16 protein-coding genes are annotated in these 17,598 nt (G+C 55.2%); 8 read left to right on the top strand and 8 right to left on the bottom strand.

All coding sequences use genetic code 11. The annotated features are described in order from the left end of the window. Positions 1-58: 58 nt before the first annotated feature. The 5 genes from AC5DDB_RS00080 to AC5DDB_RS00060 form a co-directional block, all read right to left on the bottom strand. The gene (locus AC5DDB_RS00080) at positions 59-448 is read right to left on the bottom strand and encodes a hypothetical protein (protein ID WP_491737621.1); all 390 of its coding nucleotides are present in this window, start codon (positions 446-448) and stop codon (positions 59-61) included. A gap of 60 nt (positions 449-508) precedes the next feature. Further along, complete coding sequence (locus tag AC5DDB_RS00075) at positions 509-1,042, bottom strand: NADH-quinone oxidoreductase subunit C (protein ID WP_491737620.1); 534 nt, start codon at positions 1,040-1,042, stop codon at positions 509-511. A 64-nt stretch (positions 1,043-1,106) separates the two neighbouring features. Further along, positions 1,107-1,676: an NADH-quinone oxidoreductase subunit A gene (locus AC5DDB_RS00070; protein WP_491737619.1), complete on the bottom strand. Its 570-nt coding sequence runs from the start codon at positions 1,674-1,676 to the stop codon at positions 1,107-1,109. Between the two features lie 86 nt (positions 1,677-1,762). After that, a complete protein-coding gene (locus AC5DDB_RS00065; protein WP_491737618.1) occupies positions 1,763-2,242 on the bottom strand; it encodes a DUF2203 domain-containing protein in 480 nt (159 codons plus the stop codon). Positions 2,243-2,389: 147 nt separating this feature from the next. Further along, positions 2,390-2,935, bottom strand: coding sequence for a NuoI/complex I 23 kDa subunit family protein (locus AC5DDB_RS00060; RefSeq protein WP_491737617.1), 546 nt, complete (start codon positions 2,933-2,935; stop codon positions 2,390-2,392). Between the two features lie 262 nt (positions 2,936-3,197). On the opposite strand from AC5DDB_RS00060, the gene AC5DDB_RS00055 reads away from it, so the two are divergent. Beyond that, a complete protein-coding gene (locus AC5DDB_RS00055) occupies positions 3,198-4,349 on the top strand; it encodes a GTPase (RefSeq protein ID WP_491737616.1) in 1,152 nt (383 codons plus the stop codon). A 10-nt stretch (positions 4,350-4,359) separates the two neighbouring features. Here AC5DDB_RS00055 and AC5DDB_RS00050 read toward each other — a convergent pair whose 3' ends face one another. Further along, complete coding sequence (locus AC5DDB_RS00050) at positions 4,360-5,748, bottom strand: TIGR01777 family oxidoreductase (RefSeq protein ID WP_491737615.1); 1,389 nt, start codon at positions 5,746-5,748, stop codon at positions 4,360-4,362. 134 nt (positions 5,749-5,882) lie between these two features. On the opposite strand from AC5DDB_RS00050, the gene AC5DDB_RS00045 reads away from it, so the two are divergent. The 3 genes from AC5DDB_RS00045 to AC5DDB_RS00035 all read left to right on the top strand — a co-directional run bounded on the left by AC5DDB_RS00045 (position 5,883) and on the right by AC5DDB_RS00035 (position 9,962). After that, complete coding sequence (locus tag AC5DDB_RS00045) at positions 5,883-6,614, top strand: 4'-phosphopantetheinyl transferase family protein (RefSeq protein WP_491737614.1); 732 nt, start codon at positions 5,883-5,885, stop codon at positions 6,612-6,614. A gap of 166 nt (positions 6,615-6,780) precedes the next feature. Beyond that, a complete protein-coding gene (locus AC5DDB_RS00040; RefSeq protein WP_491737613.1) occupies positions 6,781-8,856 on the top strand; it encodes a DUF1559 family PulG-like putative transporter in 2,076 nt (691 codons plus the stop codon). A gap of 29 nt (positions 8,857-8,885) precedes the next feature. Then, entirely contained in the window at positions 8,886-9,962 is a 1,077-nt protein-coding gene (locus tag AC5DDB_RS00035) for an ABC transporter ATP-binding protein (protein WP_491737612.1), read from the top strand. A gap of 104 nt (positions 9,963-10,066) precedes the next feature. Here AC5DDB_RS00035 and AC5DDB_RS00030 read toward each other — a convergent pair whose 3' ends face one another. Together AC5DDB_RS00030 and AC5DDB_RS00025 are read right to left on the bottom strand one after the other, a co-directional pair. Next, complete coding sequence (locus AC5DDB_RS00030) at positions 10,067-11,932, bottom strand: sulfatase family protein (protein ID WP_491737611.1); 1,866 nt, start codon at positions 11,930-11,932, stop codon at positions 10,067-10,069. 73 nt (positions 11,933-12,005) lie between these two features. After that, on the bottom strand, positions 12,006-12,683 hold the full coding sequence (locus tag AC5DDB_RS00025) for a Maf family protein (RefSeq protein ID WP_491737610.1): 678 nt from the start codon (positions 12,681-12,683) through the stop codon (positions 12,006-12,008). Positions 12,684-12,805: 122 nt separating this feature from the next. On the opposite strand from AC5DDB_RS00025, the gene AC5DDB_RS00020 reads away from it, so the two are divergent. The 4 genes from AC5DDB_RS00020 to AC5DDB_RS00005 form a co-directional block, all read left to right on the top strand. Beyond that, positions 12,806-13,198 (top strand): thioesterase family protein, encoded by a 393-nt coding sequence (locus AC5DDB_RS00020; RefSeq protein ID WP_491737609.1) that lies wholly within the window; start codon positions 12,806-12,808, stop codon positions 13,196-13,198. Between the two features lie 121 nt (positions 13,199-13,319). Then, complete coding sequence (locus tag AC5DDB_RS00015; protein WP_491737608.1) at positions 13,320-15,317, top strand: redoxin domain-containing protein; 1,998 nt, start codon at positions 13,320-13,322, stop codon at positions 15,315-15,317. 33 nt (positions 15,318-15,350) lie between these two features. Next, positions 15,351-15,956, top strand: a complete 606-nt coding sequence (locus AC5DDB_RS00010; protein ID WP_491737607.1) for a hypothetical protein — start codon at positions 15,351-15,353, stop codon at positions 15,954-15,956. 197 nt (positions 15,957-16,153) lie between these two features. Continuing rightward, positions 16,154-17,598, top strand: a 1,445-nt coding sequence (locus tag AC5DDB_RS00005; RefSeq protein ID WP_491737606.1) for a tetratricopeptide repeat protein, incomplete at its 3' end; no start/stop codon positions are given.

Here is a 17,598-nt window from a genome sequence, read left to right as displayed (position 1 = left end):
ATTCTTAAAACCATTCGGCGCTATGCCATGAACGTCAGGCACAGCCTGACCTACGTGACTAGCGACGGTAGCCTTTGGATTTGTATGGTTGTGACAAATTCTTTTCGACTTTTTTCAGTACTAGTCCGCCAATTACCGCAGCAACTTCAAGCCCTCCGATCAGGAGCGGCAACCAAAGTCGGTGACTAAAGTTCCACGAAATGACGGTCGGCATGTTCGGTAGTTGTTCTATCGCATTTGCGAAAAAGCGTCGTTGCGAATTTCGCTTGCTGAAATGCTCGGGAGGTTCTCCCAGCTCATCCGGACTTCGCTCACTGTAAGCTGGTGCATGTGCCCCTGTGTACGAGCCAGCGAGAAATCCCCAGCCGAAACCAGCAATGACAACCATGACTAACAACACAATCACAGTAATGGAATTTCCGCTTTCCTCCATAACGACTTGCCTCACGTTGGAATCAGATGGGGTTGTTAGCAACGGTGTCTGAAAGAATCAGGCCCATTCTCACGCCTACTTGCCGCGAATCCCGTGATACTCCAACGGGAATTCGTAATCTTTCCGCAACGCGTGGCCGACCCAGTCTTCGGCGCAGAGGATGCGGCGGAGGTTGGGGTGGCCGAGGAAGTTGATGCCGACGAGGTCGAAGCATTCCCGCTCGTGCCAGTCGGCAATCGCCCACACCCCGGAGACCGTCGGAACTTCCGGGAGTTGGCCAGGGGTGTCGTTCTTCCAACGAGGCAGAATGACCTTGATGACGACCGCGTGCTTATGGGTGTAACTCGAAAGGTGGTACACGACTTCCACGTGCGGGTCGTGACCGAACTTTTTCGCCTTGCTGGCGTCCGGTTCGCAGTAGTCGACGCCGGTCAAATCGTTGAGGTGATCGAACCGCAACCGGGAATCTGTTTTCAGAAATGCAGCCACTTCCGCGAGCGAGTTTGCGGAGACCTCGATCCAAGGGTCGATGGCTTCCGTGTGCAATTTGGTGATGACGGAATCGCCGAACTTTTGGACGAGTGTGTCGAAGACTTCTTGGGGCGACATGGCAACTCTCATACGAAAACCGCCGGCAGAGGGACCGGCGGAACACTAGAATGTTCGAACGAAATCACACACCGACCGGTTCACGTGGCTGAGACGGTGCTGGTGGCTCAACGGGCGGTGGGGTGCGAGGACGGGCGGCCGCCTGTTTGGCTTGCTCGGCGACAGCGCGGACCCAATCCAAATCGCCACGTTTCCACACGTAAGCAAAGCCGACCAACAAGACCCCAAAGAAAACCAGGATGTCGAAGAACCCGGTCCAGGCCAATTTCTGAGCCGTCTCGGCGGCGACTGTAGCAGCACCAGAGTCGCCAAGCAGAGTCTGGCTCAACGCTTCGCGTTGGGTTTCACTCAGAGCAGGATCAGCGAGCTGAGTCGCAGTGCCATAGACCATGGCCCAGGGGAAGAAGAACGCGACTTCCACATCAAAGATGATGAACAGCAACGCGACGACGTAAAACCGCAGGTCGAATTGAATGTAACTCGAACCGATGGTGGGTTCGCCACACTCGTAAATCGAGTCTTTTTCCGCGGTTGGTAGTTTCGGGCGGACTAGATGGCCGATCAACAACGGGACGATCAAGCCACCGATTGCCACCAGCGTGAACAGGAAGAAGTGACCGACGATGCTCGTCATGAGTGGTGTCCGTTCAACGGGTTAGATCTTCGTTCGCGAAGAGTCTAACCGAACAGCACGCGACAACCAAGCGAGCAAGCCGGATTTTAGAGAACGTCGTCCCGAAAATTGCCGCCGGTGAAATCGTGAACCGGATCGACGGTGCCATCTTGCAGCGATTGACGCCCACCGAAGCCCGCGTCGACCTCGTGCCAGTACTGGATTTCCGGTTCGCCGAGTTGCCAACACAGGCAGGCAATTCGGCCGTCGATCCAAGTGTGGAAATCGACGAGACCCGCATGAGGATCTTTCAGTTCGACACCGAGTTCTTCGAGCTCTTCGACGAAGTCATCGAGACGAGACAGGTCGTCTTCGAGTTCGCGTTCCATTTGCTCGAGTTCTTCGGTGTAAAGCCGATTGACCTCGCGTTTGGACTCACCTCGGAGTTCCAGGACGCGAGTCAGTCGTGACTGACGGTCGTGGATGTCCCGGTAAAGTTCGACGATGTCCGCCACGATCGAGCGGACCAAGGGCAAGCGAGATTCCGCCTCTTCGACAGAGAAAAACCGTTTTGCTGCAGCATTCATGACCGCTCCCTTCCACCCAATCGCGTTGCGACCCTGCAACACTCGGGATGCAAATTCGATTGACGTCCGTTTCCGTGAGCGCGACTCAAAACAACCAGTAATAGACGCGAAAACGCAAACCTGCCGACTCTCTCAACAACCAATTGGTTAGGTTTCGGAATACTCGAATGGACTCGGTTCCCCCTTGACCCAAACCGGCTCATAGAGGACCTTCGACTCCGCAACGGCTGTGGGATTCAGTGTGGCTTGGCCCCACGCCACTTGCAACGGCAACTTCGCAAAATCGACCACACAACCATCCCGGCTATAACAGCTTAGGTCGTGATTCGATCCCATGAAGATGCAATCCACCGGACATGGCTCCACACACAACGCGCAAAACATGCATTTCGTGTAGTCGATGACGAATGTATCGACTCGGAACCCTTTGCCGACGGGACTTTTTTCTTTTTCAATATAGATGCAGTCCACCGGACAGGCCACTGCACATTTTTCACATCCGATACAAGTTGTGAGGTCGAAGCGGTGGAATCCACGGTAACGGGACTTCACCGGCACCGGCACTTCGGGGTACTCGTAGACTTCCGTGAAGGCTCGTCGACGGTACGTCTTGAACCATGTCAGCAGGGTAATGGCCATTCCTTGCACGACCGTCTTGACCGTGACGTAGATGTTCCGGAACCATTCACCCATGATGAACCTCGCGAGGTGCATTGACCATCGACAATCCCATCCAGAAAGCAGAAATTGCGTTGGGAAGGAAAAAGTCGATCGGTTTGTTTGGACGTGAGTTTCGAGTCAATTTCTCGAAAGCCTCCCGATTATAGATCGCGGGCTTCGCAACGCAAGTGAGCCAACGCGGAGAAAACGCCACCTTTCCGTTTCGCCTTGCGTTCCCCGAACGATCGGCCGATCATCCGTTGTGTTTGGAGCGTACTTTTGCAAGAAGATGACGATGTCTAAGATTGAGAGCAACCAGGCAGTTGGAGTCATCACGCCGGGCGGACGCGGCGCGGTAGCCACCGTTGCGGTCATTGGAAAACACTTCGATAAGGTCGACAGTTTTTTTACCGCAGCCAACGGCCGAGTGTTGCAGGAACAGGAAGTCAATCGGATTGTCTTCGGTCAATGGGGACACGATCCGCCGGAAGATGTTGTGGTCTGTCGGACGGAGATGGATCGGGTCGAGGTTTCCTGCCACGGCGGCGATGCAGCGACGCGGCGAATCCTCGACGATTTGCGTTCCGTGGGCATTGAAAGTGTCTCTGCCTCTCAATTACAGGAAAGGACTCAAACGCGATTCGAAGTCGAATGGCAATCGGCGGTGATGCGAGCGACGACGACGAGAACCCTGGGTATTCTTCTGAAGCAAAGGATCGCTTTTCCCCGGGCGATTCGTTCGATCCGCGATCAGTATCTTGGTGGCGAAGTTGATGCCGCTAAGGAGTCGCTCAGCCAACTGATCAGCTGGGCGAGATTTGGTCGACATTTGACGGAACCGTGGGACGTTGTGTTGTGCGGGCGTCCGAATGCCGGTAAATCGTCATTGATCAATGCCCTGCTCGGGTTTCAGCGTTCAATCGTGTTCGATCAACCTGGCACCACCCGGGACATTGTACGGGGGGAGACCGCGATTGACGGTTGGCCGATCCGCCTGGCCGACACCGCCGGCATCCGAAACGCGACGGAAACGTTGGAGTCCGCGGGAATCGAACGAGCACGTCGGCTACTCGCGGACGCCGATCTGTGCATTGTCGTTTGCGACGTCAGCGAACCGCCCGATGCTGACACGGATCAATTACTCAGAGAAATCCCAAACGCACTGCGAGTCGCTCACAAGGCCGACTTACCGATCCAATGGCCGAAAGATCGGCTTGTAGACATGTTACGCGTCTCATCCACGACCAAGCTTGGTCTTCCGGAACTGATTCAGGAGATTAGTCGTCGAATTGTTCCAGACCAACCGAGTGAAGACTTGGCGGTTCCGTTTACACAAATGCAAATCGAGACGCTTGAACGGTCGCTCAACGCCGACCCGAAGTTGGCGGCAACAGTCTTGACCGCATTGATCGATGCCGATTCCGGAATCGTTGGTTCGCCGGGCTAATGTGAGCAGATCAGCGACCAAGCAGATGTCGTAACGCTGGTTCGAGTTCCGGGTGTCGGAATTCGTATCCGCTTTCCAGCGTGCGTTTCGGCAGGACCTTGGCACTCGCGAGCAGTAGCTCTTCCGCCATCTGACCAAGTGCCAACTTCGCGGCAAAACCGGGAAGCGGGATGATCGTTGGCCGAGACAGCACTTTTCCGAGTGTCTTGGTGAATTCCTTATTCGTTACCGGATTGGGCGCCGTCGCATTAAGAGGGCCGGAGACTTCATCTTCGGTCAGGGCATGGTGAATCACGCCGATGAGATCGTCGATGGCGACCCAACTCCACCACTGTTTGCCATCGCCAACTTTCCCTCCGCCGCCGAGTTTGAATGGTGTTAGCAGCTTAGACAACGCCCCGCCTTTCGGGGTCAGCACAACACCGATCCGCACATTCACCACGCGAATACCCTTTTCGCGGGCAGGTTCGCAGGCGGCTTCCCATTCCTGACACACATCGGCCAAAAAACTATCGCCCGGCGGGCTGGATTCCGTCAGTTCTTCGTCGCCGCGATCGCCGTAGTACCCAATCGCCGATGCGCAAACCAGCGTCTTCGGCGGGGACGTCATCGACGCCAGACTTTCGCAAAGTAACCGGGTACCTTGGACACGACTGTCGCGAATTCGCTTTTTCTTCGCTTCCGTCCAGCGACCATCGATCGACTCGCCCGCCAAGTGGACGACAGCATCGAAACCACCATTTTCGATAGCAGCGTCATCGATTGTGCCATCTGCAGGGTCCCAGGCGACGGCGTTCTCGTGCTTATCGGGGCTTCGGGTCAGTCCGGCAACCGTGTGACCACCCGATTTCAAGAACGACGTGAGTTCCGTGCCAACGAGTCCGCTGGCTCCGCTAACGAGTACCTTCATGGCTTGCCGATCTGGGTGTTTAAGTTGAGTACGGTAGTGAGATGTCACATCTTCGAGTGTGACACGATGACGATAGTCGAACATTCGCTGCAACTTTCGACGAACCATTCCGCCACCGAAAGTCGAACCAAGAAACCCCAATGGCAGGCGATAATTGATTTCATCGGTCAGAGTGCTGGCATTGTCGCCATCGGGGGTCATTGCATGCCGGTGATGCCAAGCAGAGAATGGTCCGGCGAGTTGCTCATCCTCAAATTGCCGACCTGGTTCGACGTTCTGAATTTCCGCCAACCAACGTTGCTTGATCGGCCCAGCGACGCCCACGCGAATTTCTGTTTGTTCGCCGTCTTTCAAAGTTTCCAAAGGCCGAGTGACGTTCACACTTTCCCAGGGCGGAGCCAACCGCTCGAACGCACCAGGATTCGCGTGCCATTGGAAGAGATATTCCGCCGGTACAGGAATCGATGTGGATTGCTGGAACGTTGGCATGCGTGGACTTTCTTGTTTCGATGATCGTGAATAACTATTGTATCAAACGAAAGAATGTCTACGAAGTTTCTCTTTGTCCCTCGTTCAAAACATATTCGGTGACGCACTCTTCTGGTTATCGACTATCTCCCCTCGTGAGCCACGTCACCGCCGTCGCATGGATTCGTCCCGAACTGGTTTGCGATGACGCGATTATCCAACGATGTGAGGAAGTCCTTTGTGACGCGGAATCGGTTCGTTATCGTCGATTTCTTCGCCAGACCGACCGTCACCGATTTCTGGTCGCCCATGCACTGAAACGCCGGTGGTTGGGGACCGTTCTAGATTTGCCTCCCAAAAGTCTAGAATTCGAGATCGATCACCTGGGCAAACCATTTCTCGTTAGTGATGCCCGCCAGCAAGTCGCGTTCAATCTCTCGCATACCACTGGCATGGTGGCTTGCGCGATTTCAAGAAAAGACACGGTCGGCATTGACGTCGAGGATTGCTCGCGTGCTATCAACGTGGAAATCGGACGGAGCGTTTACTCTGAAGCGGAGATGGCAGAACTGCGGGCATTGCCTGTAAACGCACAACGTGATCGCTTCTTTCAATTGTGGACTCTCAAAGAAGCCTACTCCAAAGCCCGCGGACTCGGGTTTCAGCTACCGATGAAACAATGCGAATTCCGGTTCGCTGGCGATCAGTCGTACCAACCGGTGTTCGGTCCAGACGTGCGGGACGTGCCAGATCGTTGGCATTTCGAGTCACGGTTGATGCCGCCGGACCATCGGTGTGCGTTGGCAGTCCCCGTTGGTGACGCTGATTCCAACCATGTCGAATTTCACGAATTTACGGAGCGAGACTTGTGCTTCGAGTCGGATTAAATGGCTTGAGAGATGGTTCATCTGATGATTCCCAAGAAGTGAAGGATTGTTCCGCGGCCGATCGAGTGGTAGGATTTTATGTTCGAAAGGTTCCAATTGCGGAAATACTCAGCCACACACTCTCTTGTGATTCTCGTTGGCGTTCCGTCTGAAGAAGGTGGCTTCCATGCCTGCTCCGTTTGCCGTTCAATGTCCGTCGTGTCAAACACGATTAAAAATCCAAAGCCCAGAGGCAGTTGGGAAAAAGGTGCGTTGCCCGAAATGCGAGACCGTATTTCGTGTGAACGAGCCAAAAGCAGCGGCACCGAAACGCAGCAAACCAAAGCCACCCGCTGACGATTTCGGCCATGACGATTTCGAGGACTACGAAGATTACGAAGATGATGGCGGCTTCGACGACTTCGAAGCTCCGCCGACGCGACGTCGATCGGCGAGTAAACCGGCAGCGAGCCGGGCTTCGAAATCAAAAGGCAAGCCGAGCAGCAGTCGGAAGAAAAAAGGCGGCAAGAAAAAGTCGAGCGGTTCCGGCGTCTCACCATTGGTGATTGGCGGAAGTGCGGCAGCAGCCGTGTTGTTAATCGCCATCCTCATCTTCGCATTTAGCGGCGGCGGATCAGCCGCGACGGGTTCTGATGGCAACGTCGTCGACATGACGTATCTGCCGCCGAACCTTGTCGGTTTTGCGTACATGGATTGGCAGCAGGTCGTCAATTCGCCGGAGTTCGCAAAGTTCGAAAACACTCCGCAATTCCAAGAAGGTTTTCGAGAACTATCGACGGCCACTGGTTTGACGGTTCGTGATATGAAGAGTTTCACGATCGGTATGGTCGCTGGTGCCCCGGGCGGTCCCAGCCCCGTCGATGAAAATGGAACCATTATCGTCGTCCGGTTGATGAAACCGCTGGATCGTGCCAAGCTCGATGGCGATGCCGCTACGACGAGTATCGATTACAACGGTCAGAAAATTTACTCGTCCAGTAAAGGGGGAGCAACACAACTTCTGCTGATGGAGAATGACCAAGTTGTGGTGATCGGTCAGAAGACCGATGTCATTCACCAAGTGGTCGATCAGGGCACCACCTCAGCTAGACGAACACAATTCGACTTCGTCGACAACACGCAGGCCATGTTCGCTGCGTTCGTCCCGCAAGATCCAAATGCGTTCCGCGCCCAAGCATTCAAGGGCGCACCGACGCAAATGCCCCCGATGATTCCCCCCAATATCGCCACACCAATGCAAGCTATGATGAACGCCTTGCAGAGCGATTTCACGGGCGGAGCCATTGGAATGAAGCCGTCGGGAGATCGCACGATTCTGAAACTTCAGGTCCAATGCGGCACGTCTTCCAGCGCGAGCACCATCTCCAGTTCCGGCCAACAACTCCTTGGCGAAGTTCGCACGATGGTCGATGGCTTCAAAGCAATGATGCCGGCCGAACAGCAAACTGTTGTCTCAGATCTCATGGACGGAATCGCGTTTGATTCCATTGGCCAAACAGCGGAACTGAGTCTCGATATTCCGAATGACATTGCCGACTCGATGCCTCCCGGTTCGATGCCGGGCATGCCCTCGATTCCTGGCTTCGGTGGCGGCAATCCGTTGGCCGGTGCAACCGGTGAAGCACGGAATGCGGCTCGCCGGGCATCCAGTAAAAACAACCTCAAGCAAATTGGCTTAGCGTTTCATAACTACCACGACACGTACCGGACATTGCCGCTTCATAAGAACAACCCAGAGTATTTCGATGACAACGGCCAACCAAAACTGAGTTGGCGGGTTCACCTTTTGCCGTTCTTGAATGAGATCCCGCTCTACGACCAATTCCACCTCGACGAGCCATGGGACAGCCCACACAACATAGCGTTGCTTGCCCAGATGCCGGACGTCTACAAAGCACCGGGGTCGAATGCGGCGCCCAACCATACCGTGTATTTGGGTGTTAAAGGTCAAAATGCCATCTTCGAAAACGGTACTGGCACGATGTTTCGCAACATTGTCGACGGGCTTTCGAACACGATTCTCGTCGTGGAAGCAGCCGATCCACGTGCTGTGCCATGGACGAAACCCGATGACTTCCCCTACGATCCGGCAAACCCGACCGGTGGTCTAGTCGATTCGGAACCAGGGTTCCACGCGTTACTCTGTGATGGTTCCGTCCGATATATTGCGAAGACGATCGACCCGCAAACGCTCCTCAACTTGTTCCAGTACAACGACGGAAATCCGCTGGGTGATTTCTAATTTCGAAAGATCGTGATTCCGAGAGAAGCATGAGCGAGACGTCCCGAGGAGACACGGATGACTTCGAGTCTGGTGATGATATTCTCACTGGAGCGGATGTCGTCACGATTGATGACGACCCAGCAGACATTCCGATAGAGGTTGTCGCAGAACCAACACTGGAAGTGCGAGACCTCTGCCGTTTTTTCGGGCGACTGAAGGCGGTGAACCACGTCTCATTTCGCGCCTATCCGGGGCAAGTCGTCGGTTTCATTGGCCCGAACGGTGCGGGCAAAACGACCACGATGCGAATTCTTGCCACGCTCGAAATGCCGACCGCCGGTGACGCCTTCATTTGCGGGCACTCCGTTGTCGACGATCCCGACAAGGTGCGGGGCATCCTCGGGTTTATGCCGGACAGTTTCGGCAAATACGCGAACATGAATGTGGTCGAGTATCTCGATTTTTTCGCCCGTGCCTACGGTTTCCGCGGCGACAAGCGAAAAGATGCCATCGAGCGAGTGCTCGTCTTTACGGAACTCCGGAAACTCGCCGAAAAGCCAATCGACACGCTGTCGAAAGGGATGTCGCAACGGCTTGGCTTGGGGCGGACGTTAATTCACGACCCTGAAGTGCTGATCCTCGATGAACCCGCCGCCGGGCTGGACCCGCGAGCCCGTGTCGAGCTTCGCGAGTTGATTAGCTTGCTTGCGAAGGAACTGAATAAGACGGTTCTCATCAGTTCGCACATCCTGACGGAACTTGGCGAAATCTGTAATTCGGCGGCCATCATCGAAGCCGGAAAGATTCTCGCCAGCGGCACCATCGACGAAATTCGGACGATGCAGCGTCAGAAGGCACGTGGCAAAAGCACGTCGTCGACGCTCGTGTGTCGTGTACTGGCGCGGGGTGAGGAACTGGAACGCTGGGTCCTTGAGCAACCGTTCGTCTCGGAAGTGAAGCGAGCCGAACAGATTCTCACATTCGATTTCGAAGGTCCCGCCGATTCCCAAGCGGACTTGCTCAAGAAAATGGTGCACGAAGACTTCCGCGTCGTCGAGTTCCAGAGCAAATCTGAAAGTCTCGAAGACGCCTTCATGGCGATCACCGAAGGCATCACGCAGTAAGACTTCGCAATTCAAGAGTTGTTGGTACGTCGGATTACTTCCCAACGCTTCGAGACACGAATCCGGAATCGTGCTGGCACTCGTTTCGCAGGCTTTGTGGCGGCTTACTTTTCTTCTACTTGCGATCCAATGTGATTGATCAAATTCGCTGGAATTCCGCCCATTCGCATGCGTTTGCCGAAGTCCGGATGATTGAACTTGATCTGTTGAAGCTGCTCCCAAACCGGCTCCGCGTCGGCACCGATGACGTCAAGGGCGTTCAGTGCCATGGTGGCCGTGAATACGTCTTTCGTTGACGGGTCGGCATACTTCGCCAGGACTTCAAGAGCACCTGCACGGTTGGCTTTGGAACCGTAACGAGCCACCGCTTCAGCGGCCGCCACCGCGACGCTGGCGGAATCGTCATCGAAGCGATCAATCAGATCCTCTTCGGCGAGCCGCACCGCTTCTTCACCCCGAACCGTGAAGCCGACGACCGCCCAATAGCGAATGGCGGCATCGTTTGCGGACAGTTTCTTGAGCAAAACCGGGTTCACGTCTTTCGCGTGTCGGAATGTGGCTAACTCCGCAATATCAAGAATCTCGCGTAACGGATAACGGTCTGGGTCTTGGGCCATTTCGTAGATCGTGGTGTCGCCGGCCCGCTCATGGAGCATGGGTTCCGGCAGAAAACCGGCGTCGCGTGTTTCCATTAGGAAGTCAGTCTGGGCAGCGCGAAGTCGATGCAATACCTTGCTATATTCCGGTGAGTCCGCGAGGTTGCGGACCTCATCGGGGTCGTTCTGCAAGTCGTAAAGTTCTTCGCTTGGTTTCACACGCCAAAATTGCGATTGCTCCTCATTGAGTTGTCCGGCGTCGAAGCGAGCTTTCCAGACCTTCGTCGTTGGAGTTTGGAACATGTAGTCGACGTGTTCCCCGTAACGACGATGCGGCAGATAATTGCGAATGTATTGAAAGCGTTGGTTACGAATCGTGCGAACCATGTCGATGCGTTCGTCCATTCGACCGCGAAACCCATGCAAGAACAGTTTGGGAGTTTGTTCGAACTCGCCCATGAACGCTTTGCCTTGCATGTGCGTTGGCGGTTCGATTCCGGCCAAACTCAGCACGGTGGGGCCGAAATCGACAAAGGCAACGAGACGGTTGGATTTGGCGTCCGCAATCGCGGATTCGGTCGTGAGTGATCGATACTTCTCCGGAACAGACACCACCAACGGCACATGCAAACCGGAGTTGTGCGGCCAACGCTTGCTTCGAGGCATACCAGCTCCGTGGTCGCCGAAGTAGAAGACGATCGTGTTTTCGCGAAGTCCGTCGTCGTCTAATTCCTTTAACACCCGACCGACTTGCCGATCCATTTCGGTGATTTTGTCATAATATTGAGCCCAATCCTGACGGACTTCCGGGGCATCCGGGTGATACGCGGGGACGCGAACTTTCGCAGGGTCGTGAACCGGGGTGTGGCCTTTCCGCTTGCGGATTTGGCTTTCATGCGTTGTGGTGAAGTTGAACACGGCAAAGAACGGCTGACCATCTTTACGACCTCGCCAATGCGCCGTGCGACTGGATTCATCCCAGACTTGGCCTGGCTTGCCGAGGTTGTAGTCTTCTTTGGAATTGTTCGTGCAGTAGTAACCGGCCTCGCGAAGGTACTGCGGGAACATTTTGATTGATTCCGGCAATTTCACCATGCTCCGCATGTGCTCTGCCCCGAGACTCGGCGGATACATTCCGGAGATAATCGTCGTCCGAGCCGGTGCACACACGGGTGCGTTGGACCAAGCATTGAGGTACACAATTCCGCGGGCGGCAAGGGCATCGATGTTGGGAGAGTCGGCGTATTCGTCGCCGTAGCAACCCAGGTGTGGCCCGTTATCTTCACTGCTGACCCACAGAATATTCGGGCGGTCTGCTGCAGTTGCAGCGAGTGTGGACAGGCCAACGATGGCCAATGTGAGCAGAGTTCGCATGCTGTCTCGTCCTTGGAATATAATGACGCGTGTGTGGCGGTCTAGTATTCCATGTGGTTCGTCGCGATTCCAGTCACCCACGTGAATTCGCACGTCCGCTAGCAAAGTCGGTAAGAGTTTCGAGAACTTCCTTCTGAGGCAATCCGACGACGTTGCTAATGCTGCCCTTCACTTCAGACACAAATACGCTGCCTCCCCCTTGAATCGCATAGCCGCCTGCCTTGCCGATGGGTTCACCGGTCTGCAAATACCACTCGATCCATTCGTCGGAGAGATCGTGAAACGTCACCTCGGATTGTACGATTCGCTCAACAGTCCTTTGGCCATCGGACACACAAAACGCGGTCGCAGCTTGATGTGTCCTTCCAATCAACAGGCGTTGAAACCAGTCCCGCACCGTGTCTTGCCAATTTTCCTGCGGCGGTTGCCCGAGCACGGTTTGTACTGCATCGTCGACGCTATCGGCGGCCACGATGACGGTGTCGGCGGTGATGACAACCGGTGTTGGTAACTCCTTCTGTTCTCGGTCTCGAAGTTGCTTCCAGACATCGTCGAGTTTCGTCCTCGCGATCGCCTGTAATCGCATGGCGATCTTCTCCCAGTCGTGCAGTTCCTCGAAACCCGCTTCGTCACTGGAACTAGGGGGCAAAACCTCGATTTGCGTTTCGCCTTGGGGCAATAGTTGTGCAAGCAGTTCCCGACGACGCGGAGACCGCGAACCGAGAACTATGGGAAAGTCAATGTTCATCATTTCTTCTTATTCCCACCGGAATGCATTTGGCGGTGAAACACTCTTTTCACGAACGCGGAAACGTGAAAAGATATTGCGTCGACCGGGACATGGGGATGATGCGTACTCTTGCTGGATTGATCATGCGGAATTTGAAAATCGGGGCAACTCAAGAGCATCGGTTTACCCCCAACAAAATTCATTCGGTCCAATTGCCAGGGCTGCCGCTGGTGCTTTCGACGCCGCATCTGATTTGGCACTTGGAAACCGCAGCGATGAAGCTTCTCGAACCCTATTTGGACGAGGGCGAGCTTTCCGTGGGCACACACGTCGACATCGAACATTTGGCTCCCACCCCGCTCGGGGCGCCTGTCGTGTGCACGGCTCGGGTGATACATATCGACGGCCCCGCATTGTCGTTTCAGGTGGAAGCTCGTGACCATGTCGATATCATTGGCCGAGGCGTGCACAAACGACGCGTGCTACATGCCGACCGCATGGCCAAAGGCATCGAACGTAAAGCCGCTTCGCTGTGAGTTCGGCGAAACCATACGGATTCGTCGGTGTTGAAGAAATTCTTGGCACCGTTTCCGTTCGCACTGGGTATCAACTGCAATGCTCGACCCAAATTTCATAAGCCGTCAATTGAGGTCATCCATGTCGACGCGAAAACTTTCGATCTGTTTCCTCACTCTCGCTATTTTGACACCAAACGCGGGCTTTTGGGACACGCACGCTCAAGCGGCGAATACGGAGACATCGGCTCCCGAGTCGCGGATTGGTCGACAAGTTGCATCGTGGACCTTATCCGACTTTCGGGGGAAGGAATATTCACTCGCAGACTTCGACCAGAAATTCTTGGTAGTGGCGTTCCTTGGAACCGAGTGCCCGTTAGCCAAGTTGTATGCACCGCGATTGGTGGAATTGGAGAAGGAATATCGCGAGCGGGGCGTCGGTTTTCTCGCGATCAACCCGAACACGCAGGACTCACTCACCGAGGTGGCAGCTCATGCTCGCAAGCACGGCTTGGAGTTTCCGGTGCTCAAAGACGTCGGTAACCGTGTGGCTGACCAAATGGGAGCAGTCCGCACGCCGGAAGTGTTCGTTTTAGATGCCGACCGTCGCATCCGTTACGCGGGGCGAATTGACGACCAATACGACATCGGTATCGCCCACGAGCAGCCGCGTCACACATATTTAACCGATGCCCTCGACGATCTGCTGGCCGATCGAAAAGTTGCGAATGCCGATGTGGCAACGGTGGGTTGTTTCATCGGTCGGATTCAAACGCCCAAAGCCGATGCCACTGTAACTTGGTCGAACCAGATCAGCCGGATTTTTCAGAAACGCTGCGTGGAATGCCACCGCGACGGTGAAATCGCCCCTTTTGCATTGACGGAGTACGAAGAGGTCGTCGGTTGGGCGGATATGATCTTCGAAGTCGTCGGCGATCGCCGGATGCCGCCGTGGCATGCGAATCCGAAGTACGGACATTTTGTGAACAATCGTAGCCTGACGAAGGCTGAAGAAGAGTTGATCTATCAATGGGTTCAAGACGGTGCACCGGAAGGCGATCCCAGCATGCTGCCGGAGCCGATTCCCGATCCCGTCGCAGGTTGGCAACTTCCGCAGGAACCGGACCTTGTGATCGCGATGGACGACAAACCGTTTGCCGTCCCGGCGACTGGTGAAGTGAAATACAAGTACTTCAAGGTCGATACCAAATTCACGGAAGACAAGTGGATTCGTATGGCCGAGGTGGTTCCCGGTAATCGGGCTGTGGTACATCATGTTTTGGTGCTCGTGAGACCACCCAGCGAAGCCCGGTCGAATCCCATCGCCCAAAGTGAATGGCTCGTCGGTTATGTGCCGGGGCTGCGGGCAAAACCGTACCCCGATGGCATGGCGAAACTGATCCCGGCGGGAAGCGAGTTCATATTTCAAGTTCACTACACGCCGAACGGTAGTCCGCAGGAAGACCTAAGCCGCGTCGGTCTGGTATTCGCAGACCCCGAAGATGTGACCCATGCCATTGTGACAACAAAGGCTGCACGTCGGAATCTCGACATTCCGCCACATGCAGATAGCCACCGGGTCGAGGCCGATTCGAAAAGTGTGCCAATCGAGGTGCAATTGCTAGGATTCATGCCGCACATGCACCTCCGTGGTAAATCATTCTCGTACGAAGCCGTCTATCCGACTGGCAAGCCGGAAATGTTGCTCGACGTGCCAAAATACGATTTCAATTGGCAAACTGCCTACCGACTCGAAACGCCACTCACACTCCCTGCCGGCACGAAAATGCATTGCGTCGCTCACTTCGACAATTCCGAAAAGAACTTGGCCAACCCCGACCCGACGCAGACCGTGTCCTGGGGCGACCAGACTTGGGAAGAGATGATGATCGGCTACTTCGACGTCGCGATCCCCGTCGATGCGAAGACACTGAAAGTGAAATCCGATTCGCCCAAAGCCGGTGGATTGCTGGCGGAATTGGTTCGCCGCATCGACATCAACGGGAACGGCGTCATCGACCGAGCCGAAGTGAAACGGGAACACATTCAATTGTTCAATCGTTTCGATCGCAACAAGGACGACAAACTTTCACCCGATGAGTTGCTATTGTTGGGTCGTTTCCTGCAAAATCAAAACTGACGGGCCTTCCAAGTTTGTGCACGGAGTTCCGCAATGCACCGATTGCTCGTAGTCAATTTTTCACTCGTGGTCTGCTGGGTTGGAATGAGTGGCGAACTCGTTGCCCAGACAATTCAGCAGCCAGTCGTGCAAACCTTCGGAGCGACGACCACGCTCTCAGTGCCGGATCGCGGAACAGCATTCATCGGTGGCGTGGGGCAGTCTGCGTACGGGTATCGTAGGGCCGGTTTCGGACCGTTGCGTGGACCGTTGCGTGGACCGTCAAATTTCGGTCGTGCCTCGTCTGGTGCGAGTATGTCCGCGACCGTGACTATTCACGACTTTCAAGCGATGGATGAGTACCTACTGCAGTCCGCCCCGAGATCAACGAATTTCGGGCCTGCTCTGCAAGGTGTTGCGGCGAATGCGTTTGAAGAATTGACTGAGACACGACTTCGGCCCAATGGGCAAGATCCCTCGTCACGTACGATTGCTCAACCGTCACCTGCCACGTCGAGAGCGGAGCGTTTTTTCCAGCTGGGACTGGCAGCGGAGTCCCGCGGACAAACGGGTGTCGCACGGTTGCATTTTCAAACGGCGGTCCGTCTCGGTTCAACCTCAGCGGCGGACCACCTTCGGGAAAACTCCAAGGCTCGTTAGTGTTCTCGAATCGATCGGATTGTCGGGAAAATCAACGCTCGGACAATCCCGGACTGGTCAGTGCAAACCGTTGGATGGTATCCTGAAAGCTGCGAAGCACTCCGTTTGTTTCGCCATCAACTACCCGTTTAGTCACGACTTGAACGCGGCGGGTTGATCCTTTCAAAGATTCGCATCCCGAAATAAAAGCCAGACCTATGGATTTGCCAACATGTCCGAGTTGTCATCAGTCAGTGATTGACGACGAAGCGGAAGAATGTCCGTTCTGCGGTGCCTCCATGTCGGGACCGCGTCAACCAAAACCAACTCCGGCCAAACCCACGCCGACGAAGGCATCGACCGAGTCAAAACCGGCTTCGAAGGCAAAACCGAAGTCATCGTCCACAGCGGCAAAATCGGCGAGTCCAAGTTCGGCTCCGAAATCGGACGATCCGTTCGACGTCCAGGGCGAGAAAGTCACGAAATACGTCCGCTTGCGGGTCAAGCCGAAACCGGGACGTGAATTTCGCGTGGTCTGCCCAATGTGTGAGACTGCCGGCTACACCTCTGAACAGGCGGCCGGGAAGCCGGTGCGGTGCATCAATCCCGATTGCTTGATGCCGATCTTCACTTGCCCCGAACCAGAAAAAGAACCCGAGCCGGAACCCGAAAAGTCTTCGGGAATTTCCGCGGGAATGCTGACGGCGATTCTGATTCTCGTGCTCGGTGGCGGCGGGTTTGGTGTGTGGTGGTTTGTGTTGCGGGAAGACCCGTCCATTGCCATGCAAAAGGCGTCTCAACCCGGGATGACCGACGAAGATTTCAGGAAAAGACGCGAGCAAATCGAGGCCCTGGCCAATCCGAAGAAAGATCAAGAAACGGAAGTCACCAACACCGAACCGGAGAAAGCAGCCCCGGCCGAGCTTCGCGAACATGCATTGGCAGAGATGGTGAAGTACTCCCAACACACGCCGCAGATGGGGAATCGGGATCCGGCGTACGATATTCAAATGATCGCCTCGATCTACGCCTCTCAGGGTGACGAACCCGCGGTTCGGGAGCAATTGGCACGGTTGGCGAAGCTGGGGGTCGATCGTCCAGATTATCGCATCATTCCGCTGACCGATCTGGCCTGGCATCAGATCGCGAGTGGTGCGTCGGCTAAAGACACGATCGACGAAGCGTTGGAACTTGCGCAGGATGTTCGCGGAACCGGTCAACCCGATTGGCGGGCAATTACCGGAATCGCAGCAGTTCTGGCCGCTGAGAATCGAGCCGACGAGGCAGTTAGTCTGCTCTCGAAGTTGCGATCCCGTGAAGATAAAGAAGCGTATTGGGCGAAACTTGAAGCTGTTCGCGAGAGCAAGAGTTTCAACTTTGCTCATGAAATGCAGCATGCCGCCCTCGTGGAACCATCTCGTCCGTCGTGGGTGAGCATCACGGGCACGCTTGCGACGCATGGCAAAGTCAACGAGGCGTTAGATTGGACGAAACGCATCAGCGAGACAGATTCCCGAGCAGAAGCATTGGCAGTATGGGGGGAAAACGTCGCTGCCAACCAAGTGGCTCAGAATCAGCCGATTTCCCTCACAGGCCTAGACGATTCGACCAAGGATCTTCCCGCCGAGGTTCAACAGTCGATTCGGACCCGTGTTTATGCCCG

The sequence above is a fragment of the Thalassoroseus sp. genome, assembly GCF_984380535.1.
This window is presented reverse-complemented; position numbering and strand designations above follow the sequence as displayed.